23 protein-coding genes and 1 pseudogene are annotated in these 24,479 nt (G+C 69.4%); 11 read left to right on the top strand and 13 right to left on the bottom strand.

Annotation, left to right across the window (positions count from 1 at the left end; translation table 11 throughout):
• Positions 1–265 precede the first annotated feature (265 nt).
• Positions 266–598, top strand: a complete 333-nt coding sequence (locus AQJ91_RS54470; protein WP_067023329.1) for a hypothetical protein — start codon at positions 266–268, stop codon at positions 596–598.
• Between the two features lie 109 nt (positions 599–707).
• On the opposite strand, the gene AQJ91_RS19990 is transcribed toward AQJ91_RS54470, so the two are convergent.
• The 4 genes from AQJ91_RS19990 to AQJ91_RS19975 all read right to left on the bottom strand — a co-directional run bounded on the left by AQJ91_RS19990 (position 708) and on the right by AQJ91_RS19975 (position 3,650).
• Positions 708–1,148, bottom strand: a complete 441-nt coding sequence (locus tag AQJ91_RS19990; RefSeq protein ID WP_067023325.1) for a PRC-barrel domain-containing protein — start codon at positions 1,146–1,148, stop codon at positions 708–710.
• A 3-nt stretch (positions 1,149–1,151) separates the two neighbouring features.
• Positions 1,152–1,721: a PRC-barrel domain-containing protein gene (locus AQJ91_RS19985; protein ID WP_067023322.1), complete on the bottom strand. Its 570-nt coding sequence runs from the start codon at positions 1,719–1,721 to the stop codon at positions 1,152–1,154.
• A gap of 377 nt (positions 1,722–2,098) precedes the next feature.
• Complete coding sequence (locus AQJ91_RS19980) at positions 2,099–2,479, bottom strand: retropepsin-like aspartic protease (protein ID WP_067023319.1); 381 nt, start codon at positions 2,477–2,479, stop codon at positions 2,099–2,101.
• A gap of 805 nt (positions 2,480–3,284) precedes the next feature.
• On the bottom strand, positions 3,285–3,650 hold the full coding sequence (locus AQJ91_RS19975) for an SAM-dependent methyltransferase (RefSeq protein ID WP_079085065.1): 366 nt from the start codon (positions 3,648–3,650) through the stop codon (positions 3,285–3,287).
• Between the two features lie 244 nt (positions 3,651–3,894).
• Between AQJ91_RS19975 and AQJ91_RS19970 the strand changes: the two genes are divergently transcribed.
• The 6 genes and pseudogenes from AQJ91_RS19970 (at position 3,895) to AQJ91_RS19950 (ending at position 12,059) form a co-directional block, all read left to right on the top strand.
• Complete coding sequence (locus tag AQJ91_RS19970; protein ID WP_067023313.1) at positions 3,895–4,398, top strand: pentapeptide repeat-containing protein; 504 nt, start codon at positions 3,895–3,897, stop codon at positions 4,396–4,398.
• Positions 4,399–4,762: 364 nt separating this feature from the next.
• Positions 4,763–4,846, top strand: a pseudogene (locus AQJ91_RS57375) (helix-turn-helix domain-containing protein); the annotation flags it as partial.
• A 465-nt stretch (positions 4,847–5,311) separates the two neighbouring features.
• Positions 5,312–8,011: a SpoIIE family protein phosphatase gene (locus AQJ91_RS19965; protein WP_067023310.1), complete on the top strand. Its 2,700-nt coding sequence runs from the start codon at positions 5,312–5,314 to the stop codon at positions 8,009–8,011.
• A 288-nt stretch (positions 8,012–8,299) separates the two neighbouring features.
• Positions 8,300–9,442, top strand: a complete 1,143-nt coding sequence (locus AQJ91_RS19960) for an ABC transporter substrate-binding protein (protein ID WP_067023307.1) — start codon at positions 8,300–8,302, stop codon at positions 9,440–9,442.
• Positions 9,443–10,194: 752 nt separating this feature from the next.
• The gene (locus AQJ91_RS19955; protein WP_067023304.1) at positions 10,195–11,010 is read left to right on the top strand and encodes a PP2C family protein-serine/threonine phosphatase; all 816 of its coding nucleotides are present in this window, start codon (positions 10,195–10,197) and stop codon (positions 11,008–11,010) included.
• A gap of 65 nt (positions 11,011–11,075) precedes the next feature.
• Positions 11,076–12,059, top strand: coding sequence for an MASE1 domain-containing protein (locus AQJ91_RS19950; protein ID WP_067023768.1), 984 nt, complete (start codon positions 11,076–11,078; stop codon positions 12,057–12,059).
• A gap of 165 nt (positions 12,060–12,224) precedes the next feature.
• On the opposite strand, the gene AQJ91_RS19945 is transcribed toward AQJ91_RS19950, so the two are convergent.
• Positions 12,225–12,485, bottom strand: coding sequence for a hypothetical protein (locus AQJ91_RS19945; protein ID WP_234382633.1), 261 nt, complete (start codon positions 12,483–12,485; stop codon positions 12,225–12,227).
• Between the two features lie 81 nt (positions 12,486–12,566).
• Here AQJ91_RS19945 and AQJ91_RS19940 point away from each other — a divergent pair, with 81 nt between their 5' ends.
• From AQJ91_RS19940 to AQJ91_RS19930, 4 genes are all read left to right on the top strand, one after another.
• Positions 12,567–13,427 (top strand): FAD-dependent oxidoreductase, encoded by an 861-nt coding sequence (locus tag AQJ91_RS19940; protein WP_234382630.1) that lies wholly within the window; start codon positions 12,567–12,569, stop codon positions 13,425–13,427.
• 174 nt (positions 13,428–13,601) lie between these two features.
• The gene (locus AQJ91_RS55725; RefSeq protein WP_234382612.1) at positions 13,602–13,757 is read left to right on the top strand and encodes a hypothetical protein; all 156 of its coding nucleotides are present in this window, start codon (positions 13,602–13,604) and stop codon (positions 13,755–13,757) included.
• Entirely contained in the window at positions 13,754–13,963 is a 210-nt protein-coding gene (locus AQJ91_RS19935) for a hypothetical protein (protein ID WP_067023295.1), read from the top strand. The genes AQJ91_RS55725 and AQJ91_RS19935 overlap by 4 nt, the downstream gene beginning before the upstream one ends.
• 764 nt (positions 13,964–14,727) lie before the next feature.
• The gene (locus tag AQJ91_RS19930) at positions 14,728–17,601 is read left to right on the top strand and encodes a SpoIIE family protein phosphatase (RefSeq protein ID WP_234382610.1); all 2,874 of its coding nucleotides are present in this window, start codon (positions 14,728–14,730) and stop codon (positions 17,599–17,601) included.
• An 8-nt stretch (positions 17,602–17,609) separates the two neighbouring features.
• On the opposite strand, the gene AQJ91_RS19925 is transcribed toward AQJ91_RS19930, so the two are convergent.
• From AQJ91_RS19925 to AQJ91_RS19890, 8 genes are all read right to left on the bottom strand, one after another.
• Complete coding sequence (locus tag AQJ91_RS19925) at positions 17,610–18,689, bottom strand: sodium:calcium antiporter (RefSeq protein ID WP_067023289.1); 1,080 nt, start codon at positions 18,687–18,689, stop codon at positions 17,610–17,612.
• A 48-nt stretch (positions 18,690–18,737) separates the two neighbouring features.
• Positions 18,738–19,892, bottom strand: coding sequence for a pyrroloquinoline quinone biosynthesis protein PqqE (gene pqqE / locus AQJ91_RS19920; RefSeq protein WP_067023286.1), 1,155 nt, complete (start codon positions 19,890–19,892; stop codon positions 18,738–18,740).
• Entirely contained in the window at positions 19,876–20,163 is a 288-nt protein-coding gene (gene pqqD, locus AQJ91_RS19915) for a pyrroloquinoline quinone biosynthesis peptide chaperone PqqD (protein ID WP_079085062.1), read from the bottom strand. Before pqqD ends, pqqE begins: the two co-directional genes overlap by 17 nt.
• Positions 20,150–20,857: a pyrroloquinoline-quinone synthase PqqC gene (gene pqqC, locus AQJ91_RS19910; protein ID WP_067023279.1), complete on the bottom strand. Its 708-nt coding sequence runs from the start codon at positions 20,855–20,857 to the stop codon at positions 20,150–20,152. Before pqqC ends, pqqD begins: the two co-directional genes overlap by 14 nt.
• Before the next feature lie 9 nt (positions 20,858–20,866).
• Positions 20,867–21,802, bottom strand: a complete 936-nt coding sequence (gene pqqB / locus AQJ91_RS19905; protein WP_067023276.1) for a pyrroloquinoline quinone biosynthesis protein PqqB — start codon at positions 21,800–21,802, stop codon at positions 20,867–20,869.
• Positions 21,803–21,818: 16 nt separating this feature from the next.
• Entirely contained in the window at positions 21,819–21,917 is a 99-nt protein-coding gene (gene pqqA / locus AQJ91_RS19900) for a pyrroloquinoline quinone precursor peptide PqqA (protein ID WP_067023273.1), read from the bottom strand.
• Positions 21,918–21,999: 82 nt separating this feature from the next.
• Entirely contained in the window at positions 22,000–23,679 is a 1,680-nt protein-coding gene (locus tag AQJ91_RS19895; RefSeq protein WP_067023270.1) for a PQQ-dependent dehydrogenase, methanol/ethanol family, read from the bottom strand.
• Positions 23,680–23,701: 22 nt separating this feature from the next.
• Entirely contained in the window at positions 23,702–24,163 is a 462-nt protein-coding gene (locus AQJ91_RS19890; RefSeq protein ID WP_067023267.1) for an MSMEG_3727 family PQQ-associated protein, read from the bottom strand.
• Between the last annotated feature and the right edge of the window lie 316 nt (positions 24,164–24,479).

The raw sequence follows: 24,479 nt of genomic DNA, 5'->3' as shown, positions 1-24,479 counted from the left end.
CCTCCTGGTCTCCCACCTGGACGACTCAAGCCAGTGAGCCCCGCGTGAGTCCGGCGACACACGGTGTCGCCGCCACCAGGTTCATACCCTGGGCAGCGCGTGATCAAGTAAGCAGCCACTGCAGTGGCCGGCTGACAGCTATCCACCACCCGAGCAATTCCCGGGCTGCCGTGGGTCGGCTGCGCTGCCCAGAACGTGTGTGGTACGACCGGCATCGGGTACTTCAAGAAGATCAGAATTATGACCGGATCAGGAGGTGAGAGCAATGCTCACGTTGGCGCTCCTGCTGGTACTGGCCACCGGTGCGTTCACGGCTATTGCTGCCGCAGAGAACTTTTCAGACGGACCTGAGTACGCGGTGGAGATATTCGGCAACCAGATCGCGACGCTAAATGGGCCGGAGCTGTTCCTCTCCGGCGTAGGGCTGGCCCTTATCTTCTGCTTGGGCCTGGCCGTGCTCACCGCTGGAGCGAAGCGGCGGCACCGCAGGCGGGAGTCCGTGCCTGCCGCGCCCGTGGCAGAGGACCGGGAGGCCGACCGCCCACCGCCGTCGCAGTCAGATCACCGCCGCCGGGCACGGCACATCTTCGGACACTGAGTGTGGGCGGCGTACGTCCAAGGGTGACGACGCAGCTCGACCCACTTCCAGAAGTACGGACGAAGCCCATGTGACGATTGTGGCCCAGGACCCTGACACCCTGATGTTGTCATTGCGAGGCGGTGACTACAACTGCGTAGCTGCCGACTCCGAGGAGTTCGTCGCCCGGGATCTGCTCCTGATCGGTGAGCAGTTGACGGATACGTCCTGATCGTTCGTCGAATTCGATGTCGGTCACGGTGCCCTTGTTGACGCCTGATTCGGTCAGTATCGCCTTTCCGACGGGGTCGTGTGCCGGATGGGCGTGGTCGCCACGATCGATGGTCTTCTCGTCGCGGATCCGAGTGGCCTCTTCGACGGCGACCGCGTCTGGGCCGAACGACTGGACGTCTGTCCATTCGAGGGTGTGGTGTCCGCGGCCGCGGGTCCTCAGGCGCAGGCCGACGATGCGCGCTGGCGACGGTGTGACGGTGCACGCGGCGACCGTCCCTACTGTCTCGGCTGTCGCGAGGTCCATGACGGGCTTGCCCTGGGCCTTGGTGATCAGCATGGGTCACTCCTCATGCGAGTCCTGCTGGAGGCGGACGCGCAGGCTCTCCGCGGCGGTACCAAAACCGCTCAGGTCACCGGCTCGGTACTGTGCTGTGGCGTCCGGAACGAGTACGCGCTCGCCGGAGACGGTGACGGGTCCGGCAACCGGCAGCAGGACGCGGCGGTGCTCGTCGGTTTCGATCTCGTAGCCCGCCACCACCGGAGTCCTGCCTGTCTCGACGACGGCGTCGGTGACCGTACCTAGCCGCTCTCCGCTGCGGGTCGTGATCGCGACACCCAGGACATTGCCTCCGCCTGGCTCCGTCGCGCCGAATCGGGCGGCCCTGTCGTCCTTCTCCAGCGCGCTCTCGTCGCGCACCATGACCGCGTGCGGACCCAGGGCATGGACGTTTCTCCACAAGAGGGCTCGGTGGAGCGGGCCCGCCAGCAGGCCGCGGCCGGCGAGGGTGAAGCATCGAATGCTGCCCGTCGAGGCGTCGAAGACCAGGTCCTTGACCTGCCCGAGGTCGTCCCCCGCCAGTGTGACCACCGGCTTCTTGGCGATCTCGCTGGCCCGCATGTAGGCGGTCACGGCTTCGGCCCTCCTCCCTCGCGAGGTCGGCGACCCTGAGCTATCACACCACCGGAGCGGCGCCGCGCCTGCAGTGGAACGACCAGGGCGGCGCCCGCCAGGACGATCGCGAGAGCGACGATGAGCCAGCTCCACCATTCCATCTCGACACTCCTTTTCTCCCGTATCACCCATATATTCCCCTTCCAGGGTCGGCCCACCGAGGCTCGGGTGTCGACCGCAAGAGGCGAGGATCAGCCTTGGGCATGTTCGTGAGGGCGCTGACTGGAGGGGCCAACGGCCCCACAGAGGGAGCGGGCCGACCGCCTGCACCGCGAGGGCCACCTCGCCAGGGCGCCGAGAGACGGACGGTGACGGTGGTCTTCGTCGGGGCCCAGTCATCCCGGGGCAGGGATGGTGAGGACGCCGTCGTCGTAGTCGATGGTGATCGAGCCGAAGTCACTAAGCACGTCCGAGCCGAGCAAGCCCTGAATGCCACCGCCGTCTGTGGGAGAGCCCAGGTCGATGACCGTGACCTCACCCGGATCGAGACGTATGTTTCCGACGTCCCACTGGTCCACCTGGGCAACGGGAACCTTCCCGCTGCCGAGAACCCCGCTCACTGAACGGCGTTCCCCGGTGGGCTCAAGGCCGACCCGGTCGGCGACGTCGTCATCGACGACGCTGGTCGAGGCACCGGTGTCCAGGGCGAACATGAAGGGTCCCTCGCCTTCGATGCTCACGGGGATGAACGCCAGCGTCAGGCCGTTCTGCTCCACGACCCTGAGCGGTACCTCGCGCGCCGTCCTTGGAGAAGGCTGCCTCGCACGGAAGTCGTCGGAATCTCCGTACGCGAAGCAGCCGACGAGCAACAGCGCGGCCAGGGGTGCAGCGACGAGCCGGCCCTTCCACCGCTGCCTCGTGCCGGATGTGCCGTCATGTCGTGGCCGCATGCAGCCGGAGTGCCCACCGAAGCACCGGCCAAACACGCGTCAGCCGGCGGTGGGTGCACCAAACGGCGTCCGGCTTGGGCGTGAACCGCGCTGCGCTCACGCCCCATCCGAGGGCAGCAGTTCAAGGATGCTGAAACCGGGCGCGACGAGAACAGGACCGTCCCCTCACCTGCGAAGGGCACCACCAGGCGCCCCCGATCACCGATCCGTGACGGCCCCAGCGGGTGAATCGGCCTCACCTGGCCCTCGCTGAGGCGAAGCCGCGCATCATCGCCGCGCTGTACGGCAGCAGCCAGCCGCACTGGCACACCCCGCAGGAAGCCGCCCCAGTCACAGCCCCCGCCAGGATAAAACACTCCCAGGTCAGCCTGAATTTCGACTTGTTCGCTGTCCACGAGGAGGAGCACCGGCTCAGGCGAAGCGGACACACCTCCAGTCTGCCCTTGGGCAGGCTCCTCCGCGAGCCCGGAGTCCCACGCAATACGCCGGGCGGCCTACCGCAGAAGCCCATGTCCGCTTCGTCGGCCGCCGCCCAGGCCGGGCGGTTCGCCGTCCACGTGAACGAACGGCACGGCCGTGGCCTGCATCATCCCGCCCTGGGCGGCGCGTGCGCAGGGGCTTGCCGCCGGCTTCAGGTATCCGCGCGTGCTGACCGAGGCTTGGGGGCGATGGCGGCGTACACGCTGACGTCGCTGTCGGTGGCGTCGTTGATGCAGTGGTACTTGATCCTGTCGATGAGATCGAGGGAAGCGAGGTATTCGGGGTCCGGTACCTGCGGGACCGGCCCGGCGCGGTCGGGGCACCAGCGGTGGACGGGGATGACACGGGGATCCACGGGGTGCAGACCGTTGGTGGCGAAGAACCTCTCCACCCCCTCCTTCGTCCGCGGTACGAAGGCCGGCCCCCGCCGCTGGAACGACCGCACCATGGCGCCCGTGCCCTCGCGGTTGAGGTCCGCGGCCAGGTGGCTGAGTACCAGCCAGCTTCCGGGGGCCAGAGCGAGCGGCGGGCCGGATCATGGACGAGGCCGATCGTTTGTCTGCTCGGTGATTCCCGGCGGCCACACGCCCCCGGGAGTATGCCAGGGATGGCTGGTGAACATGCGTGTGTATCGTCTGCGGCTGTGTACGGCTGCGCTCGCGTTGTCCGTTTGGTTCGCAGCTGGCTGCGGGCAGGGGAAGCAGGGCCGGACCTGTCCTGATGGGACGGGCAAGGACCTCTCGGGCCGCACCGTTGTAGGGGTGGAGCTGTGGCAGAAGAAACTCCGGTGCGTCAACCTGGAGGGCTCGGAACTGACCGGCTCGGTCTCTGAGGCCAACCTCAGCCGCGGCAACCTCTTCGGAGCGCGGCTGGCCGACGTGTCCCTGCAGAGCGTGGACCTGCGTGATGCTGATCTGCGGCGTGCTCAGCTCAGCTCCGGCACTCTCGCCGAGGTCGACCTGCGCGGTGCCGACCTTGGCAGAGCCGTGCTCGACAAGAGCCTGCTCACCAACGTCAGTTTCGAGGGAGCACGGCTTCGGGGCGCGATGCTGCGTTCTGTGTCCCTCACCAACGTCGACTTCGGCGACGCGGACCTGCGGGACGCCGATCTGGCGGGGGCCGCGTTGTCCGGCACCACGCTGCGCGGCGCGAGGCTGGACGGGGCTGATCTGTCGGACACGAGTTGGGAGAACGTTGTGTGTCCCGACGGCACCAAATCCGTCGGCAAGCGTTCCTGCGCCGGGCACCTCGACCTGTCCTCCTGACGACAAGGCACCACCGGGGGTGCCCTGATGCCGGTGTACTTGGCGATGGGCCGGCCGCCTTCCAGTCGCGAAGTGGAGGAAGGACGCCGTCGCACCCGGCGGGTGGATCCGTTCGGAATTCAACCCACGGCGTCCCTCTCGTCCTCGAGAGTTTTATGCCCTTTGATACTTATTTCTCACCTCGTGTGATAGTCGTGTGCCGTGTCGGGGGGCGCGACGATTTCGCAGCCTGCAGACAGCTGTGTACGGCAGTGCTGGCGGGCGGTGGCCTCGACGCGGTCGCTGCGCTCGGCTGCCGTCGGCAGACAGGTTGGCGCGCCGGTCATGCGGCGGGCGCGCGCCCGCTGAGCTGATGGTGCTGTTCGCAGAGGTGACGTTCACCAGCGCGGACCGGGTCCGGGACGTGATCCACAACTTCAACGCCGATGGTTTCGAGACGCTCTACCCGACACTCGGCCCGGGCGGCGGAGAGTGAACGAATCCCGGCACCGGCTCCGCGAAACATGCAGCCGGGAAGAGCGGTGTGGTCTCGGTGACGGCGTGCCGAAGGGTGAGCCTGTCGCCCCGCAGGACGTGATGACGGTCCGGGCGACGGGTGGCAGGCTCACCGACACGGGAACATCAGCCCAGGACGTGGCGTATGTGCGATGCTTCGGCCCCCTCCCCCCATCACCGCTGGCCGTGTGGTTGCACACAAGCGTAGAAAAGGTATATGCGTAGAATTCGGGGGCGATGGGTGCGATCGGGGCGCAGAGTGCCTCGCGTATCCGAGGGGACCCAGGGACTCGGTCCCCGTCCCCGTCCGGTCCAGTCCCCCCAAGGTTCCCCAAGCCTCCATGGCCACCCAGGCCCCCTGGGCGCCCGAAGGCACCCAGGGCCGCGGGAACGCGGTCGGTCTCGCCAGGGGGGAAAGATGGAACGGTCGTTGCGGCGGCTGCGCTCCCTGCTGAGCGTGCGCAGTGTCGCCGGCGAGGTCTTCCTGCTGCAACTGGTGATCGTCGTGCTGCTCGTCGCCGCGGCGCTGGTGGCTCTGGTGGGGAATGCCCGCCGCGACAGCATGTCGGACGCCCGTGAGAAGACGCTTGCCGCGGCGCAGACGTTCGCGAACGCCCCCGGGATCGTGACGGCGCTGAACGGGCCCGACCCGACAGGGGTGCTCCAGCCGAGCGCCGAGGCCGCTCGGAAGGCCGCCCACGTCGACGCCATCATCGTGTACGGGCTGGACGGGGTCACAGTCACCCACAGCGACCCGCGCCAGATCGGAAAGTACGTCATCGGGCCCTATGCCCAGGCGGCAGACGGTAGGGCGTTCACCAGGACCTTCAAGGGGTCCTTGGGGTTGTCCGTGGTTTCGGCGGTCCCGGTCAGGGACACCGACGGTTCGGTGGCCGCCGTCGTGGCCGTTCCCGTCCGGGTTGAGACGGTGCAGCGCAGTGTGAATCAGCAGCTGCCGGTGCTGCTGGGCGGCGCCGGTGTGGCCCTGGTCGTCGCCGCGGGCGGGTCCGGCTTGGTGAGCCACCTGCTGCGGCGGCGGACCCACGGCCTGGGCCCGGCCGAGATGACCCGGATGTACGAACACCACGACGCGGTCCTGCACACCGTGCGGGAAGGAGTGCTGATCACTGGCGGCAACGGCCGTCTGCTGCTGGCCAACGATGAGGCACGGCGGCTGCTGGACCTGCCGACGGACGCGGAGCGGCGCCACGTCACCGATCTGGGGCTGGAGGAGGACCTCGCCGGACTGCTGGCCTCCGATCGCCCCGCCACCGACGAGGTGCATCTGGCGGCCGACCGTCTCCTGGCGGTCAACAAGCGGCTCACGACGCCCCGGGGACCGGTCGGCAGCGTGGTGACGCTGAGGGACACCACAGAGTTGCGCGCACTTTCCGGCAGGGCCGAAGTCGCACGGCAACGGCTGAGACTGCTCTACGACGCCGGGCTGCGGATCGGCACCACGCTGGACGTGCGGCGCACCGCCGAGGAACTGGCGGAGGTGGCGGTGCCCCTGTTCGCCGCCAACGTCACCGTCGAACTGCTGGAACAGGTCCTGCACGGCGAGGGGTCCCGCGGACCGAACACCGAGATGCGCCGTGCCGCAGTCGCGGGACCGGCCGCGGACCACCTACTCCACCCAGTCTCCGTGAGGATGGCGGGCGACGGGCCGGTCCTGGTCAAGGACCTCAGTACCTGGGCCGACTGGCGGGACCAGGACCCCGAACGCGCCCGGCGGATCCTCGACCGCGGCATTCACTCCCTGCTCGCCGTCCCGCTGCGGTCCCGCGGGGCGATGCTGGGCATGGCGGAATTCTGGCGGTCGACGGACTCCCCGCCCTTCGAGGACGAGGATGTGACCTTTGCTGAGGAGCTGGCCACCCGGGCAGCGCTGTGCATCGACAACGCCCGCCGCTACACCCGCGAACACACCATGGCCGTCGCTCTGCAGCACAGCCTGCTGCCCCGCGCGCTGCCCGATCAGGTGGCCCTCGACGTGGCCTACCGCTACCTGCCCGCCCAGCATGGGGTGGGTGGGGACTGGTTCGACGTCATCCCGCTCTCCGGCGCCCGGGTGGCACTGGTGGTCGGCGACGTCGTCGGCCACGGCCTCCACGCCGCGGCGACCATGGGCCGGTTGCGCACCGCCGTGCTCAACTTTGCCGGCCTGGACATGCCCCCGGAGGAGATCCTCGACCGGATGGACGAGCTGGTGGCCCAGATCGACGCCGACGAGTCCGCCGGGGCGGGCGGGCACTGGCTCACTGGGGCAACCTGCCAGTACGCCGTCTACGATCCCACGACCGGGAAGCTGGACATCGCCACCGCGGGCCATCCGGGACCGGCGCTGGTCCATCCCGACGGCAGCGTGGCCTTCCCGCCGGTACCCGTCTCCCCGCTTCTGGGGCTGGGCACCAGGCTGCCCTTCGAGAGTGCCGAGCTCACCGTGCCCGAGGGCTCCCGTCTGGTGCTCTACACCGACGGCCTGATCGAGGAGCGCGACCGCGACCTGGACATCGGTCTGGAGGCCCTGCGCGAGGCCCTGACCGGGCCCGGCCGCTCCCCGGAAGCGACCTGCGCGGCGGTGATCGAGGCCATGCTGCCCGACCGGCCGAGGGACGACGTCGCGCTGCTGGTGGCCGGTACCCGGCGGTTCGACGCCGCGCAGATCGCCGAGTGGCACGTCCCCCGCGACCCGGCGGAGGTGCGTCGCGTGCGTACCGCCTGCGCCGACCGGCTGGCGGAGTGGGGCCTGGAGCGCATCGCCTTCACCGCCGAGCTCGTCCTCAGCGAGCTGATCACCAACGCCATCCGCTACGGCGGCGAGCCCATCACCGCCCGGCTGCTCCGCACAGTAGCGAACAGCGGCTCCGCCGCGGGCACCCTGATCTGCGAGGTCTCCGACGGCAGCAGCACCTCTCCCCGTCTGTGCCGGGCGAAGGCCACCGACGAGGGCGGCCGCGGACTCTTCCTCGTCGCCCAGTTCGCCGAACGCTGGGGCACCCGCCACACACGCGACGGCAAGGTCATCTGGACCGAACTGTCCCTCTCACACAGCACCAGGGGCGCGGAAGAACTCGGCGAGATCCTGATCGGCTCCTGGGACGTGCAGGCACTGTGAGCGCACGACCGTGCGGTGGCCGGGCGGCATGGCACGGCGGGGACGGCGCCTCCCGTGGAGAGTCCCTGATCGCAGACGCCCGGGACGAGGTCCTTCTGTCGTGGGGCCGGGTATTCTGGCGCCGATGACCGTTTGATGGCTATTTTTCGGCCCTTGGTAGCGCCCGTGACAGCGTCGTATGGGACGGCACTGCGGCACCGGTCCTTCACTCCGGTGGCCCGAGCTGCCCGGCCCCACCAGACGTCCGCCGGTGATGACCCTTGTTGCACGCCCCACCCTGGAGTCGTCGTGACCGCACCCCGTGCCCGAGCAGCGGCCGTCCTCGGCTGCTTCACCCTCGCTGCACTGGGCGGCCTGAGCGCCTGCGAGAACAGGCCTCCGGCCAGCACCGCGAAGCCGTCACTGGCCACCTCCGCCGCGAACGTGGGCGGCATGGGCGCGCTGATCGCCGCAGCGAAGAAGGAGGGCAAGCTCCAGGCGATGGCGTTGCCGCGTGACTGGGCCAACTACGGCGGCCTGTTTGACGGCTTCGAGAAGAAGTACGGGATCAGGGTCACGGTCGAGAATCCGTTCGGCCACAGCGAGGACGAGATCGAGGCGCTGCAGAACCGCGGCAACCGGCCGAACGCGCTGGACGTGATCGACGTGGGCGACACGTTCGCTCGGGCGGCGGTGAGACGGAACCTGCTCGCGCCATACAAGGTCGCCGCGTACGACTCGATCCCCGGCAGCCAGAAGGACCCGCGGGCCCGCTGGTACAACAACTACGGCGGCTACATCTCCATCGGCTGCAACGCCAAGCGGGTCAAGCCCTGCCCCCAGACCTTCGCCGACCTGCTGAACCGTCGCTACAAGGGCATGGTCTCGCTCGCGGGCTACCCGCCTCGGTCGGGTACCGCCTTCGCCAGCGTCTTCGCGGCCGCGCTGGCGAACGACGGATCGTTCGACAACATCCAGCCCGGTCTCGACTTCTTCGCCAGGCTCAACACGCGCGGCAATTTCAACCCCGTCGAGTCCACCTCGGACAACGTCGCGAGCGGCCGCACACGCATCAGCATCAACTGGGACTACATCAACCTCGGCCACACCGACCAGCTCCGCGGCAAGGGCATCAAGTGGCAGGTCTCCATCCCCCTCGACGGCACGTACTCCGAGTACTTCGCCATGGCGATCAACAAGAACGCCCCGCACCCTGCGGCTGCCCGCCTCTGGCAGGAGTACCTCTTCAGCCCCGAGGGCCAGAATCTCCGTCTGCTCGGCCTCGCCCGCCCCGTGCTCATGGACACCATGAAAGAGAACGGCACCCTCGACGAGACCGCCGCCGCACGCCTGCCGACAGTAGAGGGGACGCCGCGGTTTCCGGACGACGCCCAACTCGACAAGGCGAGGCAGACGGTCAATCAGGGCTGGGCCGAGGCTGTCGCGGGCTGATGCGTTCAACGGCCGACTCCTGTCGGTGAAAAGGGCGGCCGATGACGCAGAACCGGAGAGAGCGAAGACGACGCCTGCGGACCGGGAACTCCGTGAGCACCGCGCGGGCGCTTATGAACAGGGTCTTCCGATCGGCCACGGGTGCGTGCGGCGGGTCCGGCCGCGCTCGCGGAGGCGGCACTCGCCGTGGGTGACACGGGGTATCCGACCACCGCACCGCCGACGCTGCTGCCCTTGGCACCACCTCTCGACAACATCCCTGCGACCCGTCACGAAATTCCGTCCAGACCCGTTTTCAAATAGCGCCATCATCCTTGGCCCCCGGGGATCGGCCGCCCGGCACGGCGCGGTCCGCCGCGTGCTACACCGCGAGGAGAGAAGCGTGGGCTGCGCGAAGCGCGCCGCACGTGCTGGGGCTGTCTGCACCGGGAACCGCGCAGTTGACCGCGGTGCGCAAGCAGTGTCGCCGCCTGCGTGGCCGGAGGGGGAGAAGGGCACCCTGGCTCACCGCGGAAGTCCTGCCCGCAGGACGGGAACCCGGGTGCCGCAGATGCCTTGCCCTTCTGGCTCAGCGGGCGCCCGGCGAGGAGCGGCACTACGATCGGGCGCACGGTCTGCTCAGAGCCTTCTCCGCCCGGGCAGGCCGCTGACCGGCAATGGACCACGAGCCCCAAGCCCGGGAGAGAGTCGATCTTTCGCCGTTCGCGTGGTATCGAGTGGCGGCTCATGGCCCGACCTGCCTCGGAGGGGCAATGTTCCGGCGTCGTTCCCATCGGCCCGTGAGCGCCGACGACCTGCTGGCCGAACTCGGGCGGCTCACGACCCAGGCGCGGGAACGGGCGGAGCTGCAGCGGGCCCGGATCGAGCTGGCCGAGGTCCTGCAGCGCGAGATGCTGCCGGGCTCCCTCCCCGAACTGCTCGGGCTGCGGGTGGCTGCCAACTACGCGCCCGCTCGGACCGGACTGGACATCGGCGGCGACTGGTACGACGGCTTCCTGATGCCGGACGGGTCGCTGGGGTTCTCGATCGGCGACGTCCAGGGCCACGACGTGGAGGCGGTGGCCTTCATGGGGCAGGTGCGCATCGGCCTGCGTGCGGCGACCGCGTTCACCACCGACCCCGGTGAGGTGCTCAGCTGCACCAACGATCTGCTCGTGTCGATGGACAGCGACCTCTTCGCGACCTGCAGCTTTCTCCGCTTCGACCCGGCCACTCGGGAGCTGGTCGGCGCGCGGGCCGGCCACGTCCCCGCCATCTGGGCGACGGTCGACGGGCACGGCGGCATCGCCGAGGACGAGGGAGGTGTCCCCCTGGGCATCGTGCCCGGTGCAATCTTCCCGGTCACCCGTCACCGGTTGTCCGGGCGCGGAGCGTTCGTCCTGGTCACGGACGGAGTGCTGGAGGGGCCGGCCTTCCCGATAGAGGCCGGGCTGGGGCACGTGCTACGGATTGTCCGGGCCGGGGCGGACGGCGCCCCGGCCGAACTGGCGGCCCGGGTCATCGCAGTGGCCGACCTGACGGGGCACGCTGACGACGCGGCGGTGCTGGTCCTGCGCCACGACGGGTGAGCGACCGGGTGCGGCCCCGCGTGTCACGGCCCGCTTCGGGCGCGGGCCGTTGTCTGATGGCGGGCGTGGTGCGATCCGAGGGACTGCGGCGCCCAGCCGCTACGGGGCTCGCGATCCTTGTCGTCGCCGTCGCGTACGCCACGACCGGGAAACTCGGCCTGCTGGAACAGGTGGTCATCGCGGGCGCACGCGTCACGCCGCTGTGGCCGCCCACCGGTGTGGCCCTCGCCTGCCTGCTGCTCGCCGGTGTCCGCGTCTGGCCGGGGATCGCGCTGGGCGCCCTCCTGGTCATGGCGACCCTCGGGCCGCTGGGCCCCGGCGCCCTCGCGATCGCCGCCGGCAATACGGCGGGCCCGCTCTGCTCCTACCTGCTCCTGCGGTTCTTCGGTTTCCGGATCGAGCTCGACCGGCTCAGAGACGGCCTGGCGCTGGTCTTCGGGGGCGCCTTCGCCGGGATGCTGATCAGCTCCGGAGTGGGGAGCGGAACGCTGGTGCTCACTGGTGGGCTCTCCGCGAGCGAGTTCTGGGCGTCCTGGTCCGCGTGGTGGACCGGGGACGCGATGGGGGTACTGGTGGTCACGCCGGTGCTGCTCAGCCTGCGCACCGCCTGGTGGCCCGACATGAGGGGGTGGGCCGAGCCCGCGGTGCTGATGGCCGCCACGGCGGCCGTCACGACCGCTGTCACGAACAGTCCGCTCCCTTTGCTGTTTCTGGTCTTCCCGTTGCTGATCTGGGCGGCATTGCGCACCCGGCTGGTCGGCGCCGCGCCGTGCGTGCTGCTGCTGTCCGTTCTCACTGTTGTGGCCGCCACCGATCGCCGCGGGCCGTTCGCGGGCCACGGCATCGTCGAGAACATGGTCACCCTGCAGGCACTCAACGGCGCGGCTGCGCTGAGCACCCTGTTGCTGGCGGCCATCGTTGCCGAGCGGGACAACACGTATCAGAAGATCGAGGAGGCATGCACTGTCCTCACCGAGGTGGTGACCAGCCTCTCGCCACCCCGTACGCTCGGTCGCCGGCCGCTACCCGGCGAACGGGACACCGAATGACCCCATGCCCGTAGCGCCGTCCGTCGAAGACCGCGGTCCGGGTTCCCTCGGCAGAAACACCTGATCTACTGTCACCTTCCACCGCATCTCAGGGCCGACAACCTCACTGACTGACGGCGGCAGGGTGGTGGTCGGCGCGCGGGAGGTCGCGGCGGCGCACGGACGTCATCCGCCCTGGCCTTCCTCGCCGACCGGGTGACGTGGGCGCGCCCGGTCGTCGGTACGCGGTGCCTGATTGGTGGGCGGGCAGCAGGCGGCGCGGCCGGTCCGCCGACGGCGCACAGCGACGCCGGCCGCGGCGGCCGTCACCCCGACGGCGGCGGCGATCACCCACGGGTCGGACAGCCGGGCACCCAGTACGCCGAGGGCGCCCGCGGCGATCAGTGCAGGGGCAGGGCCCGCACAACAGACGATCACCACAACCACGGCGCCGATTCAGGTGAGGGCCGTGCCGATGGCGCCGGACGCCCTGGCGCCACCGGCGGCACTTGCGTGAACACCGGCTGGGTGCCCTCCAAGGCACTGCTTGCCGCCGCAGACGCCCGGCACACCGCCGCAGCCGCCGGACGGTTCCCCGGCCTGGAGCCGGTCCGCCTGTCAGTGGGCTTTCCGGAGCTGATCGGTGGCAAGGACGCCCTGGTCGAGCAGTTGTGCGAGGAGAAGTACCTGGACTTGGCGGATGGCTACGGCTTCGAGACCGTCAACGGCACCGCCGCCTTCACCGGGAACAGCGACGGGCCTGCCTTGGATGTGGCGCTGAGCGGTGGCGGCGGTCGGCGGATCGAGGCCGCCCAATACCTCATCGCCACCGGCTCCGCCCCCTGGGCGCCGCCCATCGACGGCTTGGAGGAGGCCGGCTACCTGACCTCCACCACCGCCATGGAACTCGGCACCCTGCCCGAGTCGCTGCTCGTCGTCGGCGGCAACGCCGTCGGTCTGGAACAGGCCCAGCTCTTCGCCCGTCTGGGCACCCAGGTCACCGTGATCGAGGCCCTGGAGCGGCTGGCCCCCGTTCGAAGTGATCACCGCCGCCACCTACGCCCTGACTGCCGGGCTCACGGTCGACCAGCTCGCCCACACCTGGGCGCCGTACCTGACCATGGCCGAGGCACTCAAGCTCGCCGCCCAGACCTACACCGCCGACGTCGCCAAACTGTCCTGCTGCGCCGGCTGAGGAAAGGGGGAGCGGGGATGGCCATGCGTACGGAGGTTTCCCGGTCGATGACGGTGGGCGAGCTGTCTCGCCGCACCGGCGTGCCGGTCCAGACGTTGCGCGAGTACACCGACCTCGGGCTGATCTACACCCTTGGCCGCAGCTCGGCCAACTACCGGCTGTACACCACTGACGCGCTGTGGTGCGTGCGGTGAATCGGTGAGCTGCGCGGTATGGGCCTGACCGTGGCGTAGATCCGCGAGCTGACTGGTGCCCGCCGGGTTGGCGAGGGCCCGCAGCTGGCCTGACCGAGCTGCTGCGCCAGTCGCGGGAGCGCCTCGAGCTGGGGGTACCCCCTCTGGGGGAGCATCGCCGCCCAGCAGGAGACAGTGCGCCGGATCGAGGAGTTCGAGGCCGCGCACCAGGCGGACCTGGCCGACGACGACAAGTGCTTCGTCGGCGACCCCACTGTGCTGCGCGGACTTGACCCTCACCCCGGGGGGCAGACCCCTACCGGTCGGACGGCATCGGAGAACCGCTGGTGAAGGGACGGAATCCGTCGTGGACACCACCGACATCCAGCACGCGCTTCACCGGCGCCGTCAGCCGCGCCACCGGTGTCACCTTCTCACCGCTGCGTGCCCTGCAGGTCAGCGAGGAAGAGATGCGCAGCGCGCTGGCCGCCATGCCGGACACCGAGGCCGCTGCGCCGTGTGGTCGCCGAGAGCCCCGCCGTATCCGCTGGGCATGAGGGGGACGAGCGGGGAGCATGAACTTCCGCGCCGTCGGCCGGTGCGGAAGCACGGCCCGGTGATCGCCGACCCGAGGCCGGTCAGGCGCTGGCGCGGAGCGGAGCTGACGGGGGAAGACGTCTGTCTGTACCACGCTTAGCACGCGTCTTGTAACGCCTTGTATGGGGCTCGTATGGGGAGGGAACGTACCGTCGCTGCCGGCGGACGCGGCCCTGTTGCAGGTGTTCCAAGGCCTATCCGGCCACAGCCCGGCCCCTGCTCGACGGCCATCAGGCGCTGACGCGCGGCCCGTCGCCGCTCGCCGTCGCTCGTTTGGCCTCGACGAGGCCACGCTCACAGCGCTGCTGACGGATCTCCCGTCCGCGCCCGTCGATGATCGGCTCAAACCGTTGCTGAGTTACGTCCGCACGCTCACGCAGAGCCCGAGCCGGGTCACCGCCGAGGACGCGAGGCGGTGTTCGCCGTCGGGTGGGACGAGCGGGCGTTGCACGACGCGGTGAGGTGTGCGCGCTGTTCAACTTCATGAACCGTCTCGTCGAAGAATTCGGGATCACGGCTCCGGCGGAGTGCTACACCGTCTCGGGCAGGCGGCTCGCCGCCGTTACCTACCGCCGCCCCGGTGGCGCTGCTTGACCCACTGGGAATGCCGTAAATACGGATGTAGCATATGAAAAACCATAATCGAGTGGGAATTTTGATTGTCAAACCAGTCGAATCCACATGGTGAGCGTGGCGCCACGATCCGGTGAGGAGTGTGGTTCGGGTGCCGGTATCGGAGGTTGACCTGAGCGGTCTAAGCAGCGCCTACGAGAGCTTCCTGGCCGGTGGCCCGGTCGAGCCGGGGGTCAGGAGCGGGATTCTCGCCTCCTGGCGGCGCTGCAAGTTCTTCGGACTGGAGCCCGACCGGCTTGAGATTCCCTACCAGGAGGGTGTGGACCCGGAGGGGCGACTTCTCCGCGCGGCCGGCCCCGTGCTCGAGCAGCTGGAGTCCGCGGTCTCCGAAACGAACGTGAGCGTGATCCTCAGCGACGAGCGCGGCAGAGTGCTCCAGCGCCGGGCCGGTGACCCGAAACTCAACAAGGACCTCGACGCGGTCCAGCTCGCCGTGGGATTCACCTTCGCAGAGCCGATAGCCGGAACCAACGGCATCGGCACCGCGCTGGCGGACCGCCGCCCCTGCTACATCCTCGGCCGCGAGCACTTCGCCCAGGGGATGGAGCCTTTCGCCTGCGCCGGAGCCCCTGTCCGTAACCCTCTGAGCGGGCACATCGAAGGCGTCCTGGACTTCACGTGCTGGCGGACCGAAGCCGATCCCGCCATGCTGACCACCGTGTCCAGGGCCGCCGCGGAGATAGAGAAGCGCCTGGCCGAACAGGCCACGGAGAGGGAGCGGGAGCTTGTCAGGGCGTTCCTGCGGACGCGCCACCACGGTCGGTTGCCGGTCGGCCCGCCGGTCTCGGGACCGGTGACGCTCGGCGTCCCCCCGACGATCGGCGAGGTTCTCGATCGCAGCGATCATGCGCGGTTGCGGGAGAAAGCCGCGGAACTGATCTCCTCCTCTCACCGGGTCACCACCGAGGTGATGCTCTCCTGCGGCCAGGTGGCGACGCTCCGGTGCCGGCCGGTTACCGGCCCCTCCGGCCAGATGGGTATCGCGGTCGAGGCCAGGCTCTCCGGCAGCGGGCTGCGGGGGCGTATTGCCCGCACCGCCTCCGGCACCGCCGACGCAGGCCCCTCCGCCCCGGACTCACTGGCGGTCGCGACCGGCCGAAGGGCTCCGCGGAGGTCGGGGCCGCCCCGGGCCTTGCCCACGAGCAGCGAGGCCCCCGCCCCGGCAGGCGAAGGCTTCGTCCCGAACCCCAAGCCGCCCCCAACCCCGGCCGCCTCGGATCGGTCAGCCCCGGGGAGTGGCACCGACGAGTGGCTGCTTCTCCTGGGCGAGCCGGGAGTGGGACGGCTCGCTGTTGCGGCGCGGCGGCGACTGGCGCTGCTCTTCGATGCCGGCACCCGCATCGGCACCACCCTCGATGTGCGCCGGACCGCCGAAGAGCTGGCCGAGGTGGCGGTTCCGCAGCTGGCCGACTTCGCCGCCGTAGACCTGATGGATCCCGTGTTGCGAGGCGAGGAACCGGTGCCGGCCCACGACGAGCTGCGCCGGGTGGCGATGAGCGGGGTTCGTGAGGAATCCCACCTGTACGAGGTGGGGGAGCTGGTCCGCTTCGTTCCCTCCGCCCCGCAGGCCCGCAGTCTGGCGCACCAGGAGTCGGTGCTCGAACCGGTGCTGGCCGAGGCTCCGGGGTGGTTCGCCCAGGACCCGGTACGGTGCGCGAAGATCGTCGGTTCCGGGATCCACTCGCTCATCACGGTGCCTATGCAGGCCCGCGGCGTGCTGCTCGGGGTCGTCAGCTTCCTCCGCTCTCAGAGCCCCGACCCGTTCGAGGACGACGACCTGTCCCTCGCCGAAGAGCTGGTGGCCCGTGCCGCCCTCTGCATCGACAACGCCCGCCGCTACGCCCGGGAGCACACCCTGGCCCTGGGGCTGCAGCGCAGCCTCCTCCCTCAGGGGCTGCGCTCGCAGAGCGCGGTCGAGGTCGCGCACCGCTATCTGCCCTCGAGGGCGGGGGTCGGTGGTGACTGGTACGACGTTATTCCCCTGTCCGGCGCCCGGGTGGCGCTGGTTGTCGGGGACGTCGTCGGCCACGGCGTGCATGCGGCGGCCACGATGGGGCGCCTGCAGACAGCCGTTCACAACTTCTCCTCCCTCGACCTGCCCGCCGATGAACTCCTCTCTCGCCTCGACGCCCTGGTCGACCGCCTGGACGCGGTCCAGGACCTTGCGGGAACGGGCCGGAGTGTCGGCAGCGGGGTCGTGGGAGCCACCTGTCTGTACGCGGTCTACGATCCGGTATCCAGGCACTGCGTCCTGGCCCGCGCCGGCCACCCGCTCCCCGCGCTGGTCCACCCGGACGGCACCGTGGAGTTCCCCGAGGTTCCCGCCGGACTACCGCTGGGCCTGGGGCTGCTGCCCTTCGAGACGATGGAACTGGAGATCTCCGAGGGCAGCGAACTCGTCCTCTACAGCGACGGGCTCATCGAGGACCGCAACCGCGACATCGACGTCGGACTCAAGCTGCTGCAGGAGGCCCTCGCGCAGCCAGCCCGCCCGCCGGAGGAAACCTGCGACGCGGTGCTGGACGCCCTGCTGCCCGCCCACCCCAGCGACGACGTCGCCCTTCTCGTGGCCCGCTTCCGCTCACTGGACGCCGATCGGGTCACCGTCTGGGACCTGCCCCGCGACGACCCTGCAAGCCTGTGCAGGACACGCGCCGCGGTGACGGAGCAACTGGGGCGCTGGGGCCTGGAAGAGCTGGAGTTCGCCACCGAACTGATCGTCTCCGAGCTGGTCGCCAACGCGATCCGGCACGCGAGCGGGCCGGTCCAGGTGCGCCTGCTGCGCGACCGTTCCCTGATCTGCGAGGTGTCCGACGGCAGCAGCACCTCGCCCCGTATGCGTCAGGCGGCCACCACCGACGAGGACGGCCGTGGCCTGTTCATGATCGCCCAGCTCGCGGCCCGCTGGGGCACCCGGTACACCAACTGCGGCAAGGTCATCTGGACCGAGCAGACCCTGCCGTGAAGCCCGGTTCATGACGCGTCGACCGGGACGGTCCCGAACGCGATGAAACTGACGGCCCAGTAGACGACGTAGAGGCCGAGCAGAGTGAGGCCGTGCCATCGCTTCAGTCGCCCCGTGCAGATGAGGCACGCTGCGAGCCCGGTCACCGCGATGAACGCGGGCAGGTGCCAGGCAAGGACGTTCGGGCCGACCACGAGACCGCCGCCGGCCAGGAGGATGATGCCCGGTTTCCCCGTGGCTGAGAAGACGACGCTCCCGATGACGTTTCCGATGCCGATCTCCGGTGCCCCTCTGCGGACGGACTCCACGGTCACGAAGATGTCCTCCATGGTCAGCACGGCGGTTGCGATGGTCGCCCCGAAGACAGTGCCCTCAAGTCCGTAGGTCTGCAGGATGCGCTCGGTCCCGATACCCGTGACCGTGGCGCCGATGACGAGACCGGCGAGTGCGAGCAACGCCAGCCCGAGCCCGCTCCAGCCGGAACGGGGGCATGCCTCGGCGACGAGCACGCTGTCGGAGAGAGCGTGCGCCCGGTGGTCCGCGTCCGTCTCCGCGCGAGTGCCGGCCTCCCGGAAGAGCCGGGTGCCACCCCTTGTCTCGCGGACGGCGGAGTAGGCCTCGTACATCTCCGCGTCACGGAAGACGGGTGTGTTCTCCCTCGACTCCCGTACGGCGATATAGGCGATGCAGAGCACGAACAGCCCCAGGAGCACCACGCCGTCGACATCGGTGAGCGGTGCCGCCAGGACGAACGTGATCAACACGAAGGGCGCGGCGGCGAGAAGTGCGACGTAGGCGCGCGGAACGCTGATGCGGGTGGGTGTGAGGACGGCGGCGAGGGCGAGCACCACTCCCGTCATCGAGAGCGCGGTCCCGAACACGGTGCCCAGTGCGACCCCGCCGAGATCCTCGACGCCCAGCGCGACGCCCAGGAAGACGTCGTCGAACTCGATGCCCGTGAACACCACGGCGATCAGAAACAGGGAGACACCGAGAGCGCTCGCGGCCCGGATGAGGTAGCCGATCAGCTTTTCCGCGCTGTATATCAACAGTGCCGCCCCGGAGACGAACATCAGGATCGACGTCACAGCGGAGCCTCCCTCTCAGCCGTTTCCTCGGTTGCCCGGTTGTTCTTCTCACGCCGGGCGGCTCGGGTGCGGTCGAGGGGTGAGCACCCCTCCGCGCGGGAGCACCGCATCGTCGTCGGCCCGCACGGCCCCCTCGTCGGCCCGCACTGCTTCCTCAGCAGCCCGCACCGCTTCGACCACGATCCCGTGATCGGGGGAGAGGTGGCAGACCGGATCGGTGCGGGCGGCATCGCCGGTGAGCTGGAACGCCTGGCAGCGGCATCCGCCGAAGTCCAGCTCGCGGCGGTCGCAGCTTCGGCAGGGCTCCGGCATCCAGGCGGTTCCGCGAAAGCGCGTGAAGAGGGGGGACCGCTCCCAGATCCAGGCCAGGGAGTGTTCGTGCACGCTGGCGCGCGGCAGAGGGAGGGCGTGTGCGGCGGGACAGGGGAGCACATCGCCGTTGGGCACCACGGTGAGCTGGCGTCGGCCCCAGCCGCCCATGCAGGGTTTCGGGTACCGGCCGTGGTAGTCGGGGAGGACGTAGATGATCTCCATCCGCCCCTTCAGCCGCTCGCGTGCCGCACGCACCACCGCCTCCGCGCGCCGGAGCTGATCCGTGCTCGGCAGCAGCTCGCGCCGGTTGCGCCAGGCCCAGCCGTAGTACTGCGTGTTGGCCAGCTCGACGCGGTCGGCGGCCAGCTTCTCGGCCAGAGCGAGAACGCGGTCGATCCGGTCGATGTTGTGCCGGTGGAGGACCACGTTCAGCGTGAGGGGCCAGCCCAGCTCCTTCACCAGCCGGGCCGCCGCCGTCTTGCGCTCGAAGGACGGTGTACCGGCGAGGCGGTCGGAGAGGGCCGGATCGTCGGCCTGGACGCTGATCTGCACGTGGTCGAGGCCCGCGGCGCGCAGCTGCTCGGCTCGGCGGGGCGAGAGGCCGAGCGCGCTCGTGATCAGGTTGGTGTACAGGCCCCGCTCGGCGGCGCGGTGCACGATCTCGACGAGGTCGCGGCGCCGGAGCGGCTCACCACCGGACAGGTGCAGCTGCAGGACGCCCAGCTCGGCGGCCTCGGCCAGCACCCGTCGCCACTGTGCCGTGGTCAGCTCCTCCCGGTAGTCCGCGAGGGCCAGCGGGTTGGAGCAGTACGGGCAGTGCAGCGGGCACTCGTAGGTGAGCTCGGCCAGCAGACCGAACGGCCCGTCGGGCGGCCTACTCGTCGCTTCCATCGCTCACCTCCACGTATCGCTTGGCGGCGAGGCGGGCCAGGAAGAGCCGCACCTCGTCGTCGGACACGTGGTCGTATCGCCGGTGCAGCTCCGCCACGATCTCGGCGACCGTCCGCTCTCCATCGCACAGGCCCAGCACGGCACTGCCGGAGCCGCCCAGGACGGCGACCGCCTCCGGCGCCAGCAGCACGTGCCGCTCCCGCGCCGGGTCGAACGCCATCCGTGCGTGCGGCGCCAGGCGGGGGCGATCCGTGTCGCTAACGGTCCGCATAGGCCCACTCGATGGCGTCCAGCATGCTCCACAGCACATCGCACTTGAAGGAGAGCGCCGCCAGGGCGCCCTCCCGTTCCTGAGGACTACGGCAGTACTCCTTCACCACCCGCAGGGCGTGCTCGCAGTCGCGCGGAGCCTGGGTCAGCCGGGTCCGGAAATAGGCGAGCCCCTGACGGTCGATCCAGGGGTAGTGACGCTCGAAGGCGGCGATGCGCTCGGCCATCAGCTCCGGCGCGAACAGCTCGGTCAGCGAGGAGGCCACCGCCTCGGTCCACGGCCGTGTGCGGGCGAAGGTGTCGTAGGCATCGACAGCGAACCGCACCCCGGGCAGGACATGCCGCTCGTCCTCCATCTCCCGACGGGTCAGCCCCACCGCCTTGCCCAGGCTCAGCCAGGCCTCGATGCCGCCGTCGCCGTCCGCCGTACCGTCCTGATCGACGATCCGCTGGACCCAGCGGCGGCGTACCTCGCGATGATGGCAGTTGGCGAGGACGGCGGCGTCCTTGCGGGGCAGGTTCTGCTGGTAGTAGAAGCGGTTGGCCGTCCAGCCCCTCAGCTGCTCGCGGCTCAGTGCTCCCGCGTTCATCCTCTGGTGGAAGGGATGCCGGTCGTGGTACCGCCGGCCCTGCGCGCGCAGCGCCGCCTCGAAGCCGTCGGCTGCCGTGCTCTGGATTTGCGTCGCCGCCTCCATGGCACCCCCTCAGATCCGCAGGTTCAGCCCGTCCACGGCGACCTCCATGCCGTGGAGCTCGGCGGTGCGCCGCTGGGGGGAGTCGTCGAGCAGGACCGGGTTCGTGTTGTTGAGGTGGAGGTAGATCTTGCGTTCGATGGGAAGCGGGGACAGCTGCGCAAGGCTCCCACCGGGGCCGTCGATGGGCAGGTGCCCCATCTCGCGCGCCGTCCTGCCCGCCAGACCGAGCCGGATCAGCTCGTCGTCGTCCCAGCAGGTTCCGTCGACGAGCAGACAGGCGCAGTCGTCGAGCCGGCCGCGTACCGCTGGCGTGAGCTCCTGCACGCAGGGCAGGTAGACCAGTGCCCGGCCGCTGCGCTCGTCGGTCAGGCGGTAACCGACGACGCGCCCTTGCCCGTTCCCTTGCCCGTTCCCTTGCCCGTTTCCTTTACCGGCGCCGAAACGCGCCCGCTTCGTCGTGGGGACGTCGAAGGCCCGGTAGGACAACCCACTGCCCAGTGGTACGTCCCTGTCCGTGACGACGGGGTGCCAGATGACCGGGCAGTATGCGTAGAGCGTCCGCAGCAGCGACGTCCCGTCGTACAGGGTGTCGTGCACCGCCTCGGTGGCGTGGAGTTCGATGCCGCCCGCCTCCCGGAGCAGCAGCAGACCTAGCGTGTGATCGAGCTCGGCGTCGGTGAGGATCACGGCCCGCAGGGGAACCTCCCTGTGCCTGTCGGTACCACTGGACGGGTGCAGGGCGGGGAAGGACTCGATCTGGGCATGAAGGTCGGGGGAGGCGTTGAACAGGAACCATTGCCGGTCGTCCGGGCTCACGGCGATGGAGGACTGGGTGCGCGCAAGGCAGGGCCGGGATCCGTCCCGCACCGCACGGCAGGGGGGACAGTCGCAGTTCCACTGCGGGTACCCGCCCCCGGCTGCCGATCCCAGTACGCGAACCCACACGTCGATCCGCCGTCCTCTACTCCTCGTGGGGCTCCAGGGTGTCCATGTATGCCGTCACCTCGGCCGATACCCTGATCTCCTCGAAAGACGGGGTCTCCCACTCGTCCCGCTGCATGACGGTCACCTCCTCCCTCTGGTTCCGAGGCCGGTAAGTCGCGACTCGCTGTTCGCGCTGTTCGCGGCCCTGCTCTTCCGGGCTATTCCGGCAGAGCGAAGGCGAACACGGCGTCCCCGTGGGAGGCTCCCAGCATCCCGGGGACGATCCCTTCGATCCAGCTCCCCCACCCGACCGGCACGGCTATGTACTGCCGTCCGTCAACGCTGTAGGTCGTCGGGTTGCTGTGGTGGCCGCTTCCCGTCTGGAACTGCCACAGCGGCTCCCCGGTGTGCGCGTCGAACGCGTCGAACTCACCCGACGGCTCACCGGCGAACACCAGGTCCCCGCCCGTGGCCAGCACGGACGCGCTCATCGGCGTCTCGTTGCGCCACCGCCACACCTCCTCGCCCGTGGCGGCGGAGACGGCTTTCACAAACCCCTGCATGTCCTGGGCGTCCACGGTCACGCTCGCCCCCCAGTAGGGAATGCTCTCCTTGAACTCCCTGTGCCGCAGCGTCACCTCCGCACCGACATCCTGCACCGGTACGTAGAACAGCCGCGTCCGCGGGCTGTAGGCCGCGTGCGTCCATTCCTTGGCCCCGGCCGGACCGGGCCAGAAGTGGACCGGCTCGCCCTCCTTCTCGGGCGAGATCCTGGGCGTCACGTTGCCCTCGACGTCGATCTCGCCCCAGGTGATGCGCTCACCGAAGGGCGTCACCCGAGCCCGAGCGCCGTTCGTACGGTTCAGCGTGAAGAGGTACCCGTTCTTGTCGAAGTGCGCGAGCAGCTTCTGCCCGTCCAGGTCGTAGAGGATGCTCTCCATGTTGCTGTCGTAGTCCCACACGTCGTGCGGGGTGCACTGGTAGTGCCAGCGGATGTCACCGTTGTCGGCATCCACGGCGATGATGCTGTCGGTGTGGAGGTTGTCGCCCGCACGGACCTCTCCGTCGAAGTCGGGCGCCGGGTTGCCGGTCCCCCAGTACAGGAGATTCAGCTCCGGATCGTAAGTGCCCGTGACCCAGGTGTTGCCACCGCCGCGTGCCCAGGCCGGGCCGTCCGGCCAGGTGTCCGAACCCGGCTCACCGGGCCTGGGCACGGTGTACGTACGCCAGGCGCGCTCTCCCGTTTCGAGACGGAAGGCGTCGAGGTGGCCGCGCACGCCGAATTCCCCGCCGGAACTGCCCACGATGACCTTGTCCTTCACGACGAGGGGAGCGACCGTGGCACTCTCACCCGCCCGCACGTCACCGTTCGTCGCATCCCAGACGCATTCGCCGGTGACCGCGTCCAGCGCGACCACATGGGCGTTCAAAGTGGCGACGAAGACCTTGCCCTGCGCGACCGCGACCCCACGGTTGACGTTGCCGCAGCAGAGGGACACATCGAAGGGGATCGCGTGCTTGTACTGCCACAACTGCCGCCCGGTCCGCGCATCGAGGGCCCAGACCCAGCCGTCCCAGCCCGACACATACATGACCCCGTCCACGATGATCGGAGCGGCCTCGAAGGCGTAGGTCGACTGGCCCGCGTGAAAGCCCGCAGAGCCGAACTGGTAGACCCAGGCGGGAGTGAGGCGCTTGACGCTTTCCGCGTTGATCTGGTCGAGCGGACTGTACCGCTGCCCGTCATAAGCCCCGTAGTAGGTAAGCCAGTTCTGCGGTTCCGTGCGTGCTTGGAGAATGCGCTCGTAGGTGACGTCCTGGGCCACTGGGGGCGCGCTTCCGACCATGGGGCTCAGTTCCGAGAAATTGACGGCCGGAGGTGCCTGGATGTACTCCATGGGATCCTCCCACTCTCCCTTTCTACGGCCGTGGCTGATCCGGACGGTCGAGGCGGGCCTCTTGCGGGACGTCCCCGAGTACGGCGATCACTCCCACCAGGCCGCGGCCCTCGTCATTGCCCACGTTGGAACCGAACCAGTAGTAGCCCGGACCGTCGAGGTTGAGGGTGGCCGTTCCCCGCGAATAGACCGGAAGCCACATCCATTTGCTGTCGCCGTTGCTCGGCAGGAGCGCACAGTGCGTGTTCAGGTCGTCGTTGACGAGCTCGATGTCGAGGTCGCCCCCATGGGGCATGACGACGATCGAGGGCTCCCAGATCAGCTCATCGGGCACGATGCGGACGCGGGCATGCAGCCGTCCGTCGGCTCCTTCCTCGGCGTGACCGAGACCTCCGTGGAGGATCAGCCGTCCCAGCGTTGCCTTGTTCTGCCCGTACAGTTCCGGCAGTTCGAAGTCCGCTGTGCTCTTTGCCTCGGCCGTCATCGACTTGACCTCCCGTCTCCTGCGGCGTATCGCGCGGAGCGCTGAAAATGGGGGAGGGATTGAGTCCGGGTTCAGATTCGCCGATTTCTACCGCCGGATTCGAGGAACGGAGCGCTCGATGGCTGCGCGATCTTTAGCGCCAGTTTAGCATCGGAGCAGAATCACCGCCTTCTCAGCCCGAATCCACCGGCTGATGTTCGAACGGAGCTGGCCCTGGAACGAAGAGATGCCTTGTGACCTGCGATGATGGGCTTGTCTAGGGTCCACAACCGCAAGAGCAGCAAGGCATCTCGTAAATGCAATCCTCTCACGCACC

It is taken from the genome of Streptomyces dysideae (assembly GCF_001514305.1).
GTDB classification, from domain to species: domain Bacteria; phylum Actinomycetota; class Actinomycetes; order Streptomycetales; family Streptomycetaceae; genus Streptomyces; species Streptomyces dysideae.
This window is presented reverse-complemented; position numbering and strand designations above follow the sequence as displayed.

Coding starts and splice junctions, on each gene's coding strand:
- pqqE (WP_067023286.1), bottom strand. CDS start 19,892: ATGGAAGCGACGAGTAGGCCGCCCGACGGGCCGTTCGGTCTGCTGGCC.
- AQJ91_RS19895 (WP_067023270.1), bottom strand. CDS start 23,679: ATGGAGTACATCCAGGCACCTCCGGCCGTCAATTTCTCGGAACTGAGC.
- AQJ91_RS19890 (WP_067023267.1), bottom strand. CDS start 24,163: ATGACGGCCGAGGCAAAGAGCACAGCGGACTTCGAACTGCCGGAACTG.
- pqqD (WP_079085062.1), bottom strand. CDS start 20,163: ATGCGGACCGTTAGCGACACGGATCGCCCCCGCCTGGCGCCGCACGCA.
- AQJ91_RS19955 (WP_067023304.1), top strand. CDS start 10,195: ATGTTCCGGCGTCGTTCCCATCGGCCCGTGAGCGCCGACGACCTGCTG.
- pqqC (WP_067023279.1), bottom strand. CDS start 20,857: ATGGAGGCGGCGACGCAAATCCAGAGCACGGCAGCCGACGGCTTCGAG.
- AQJ91_RS19965 (WP_067023310.1), top strand. CDS start 5,312: ATGGAACGGTCGTTGCGGCGGCTGCGCTCCCTGCTGAGCGTGCGCAGT.
- AQJ91_RS19990 (WP_067023325.1), bottom strand. CDS start 1,148: ATGCTGATCACCAAGGCCCAGGGCAAGCCCGTCATGGACCTCGCGACA.
- pqqA (WP_067023273.1), bottom strand. CDS start 21,917: ATGCAGCGGGACGAGTGGGAGACCCCGTCTTTCGAGGAGATCAGGGTA.
- AQJ91_RS54470 (WP_067023329.1), top strand. CDS start 266: ATGCTCACGTTGGCGCTCCTGCTGGTACTGGCCACCGGTGCGTTCACG.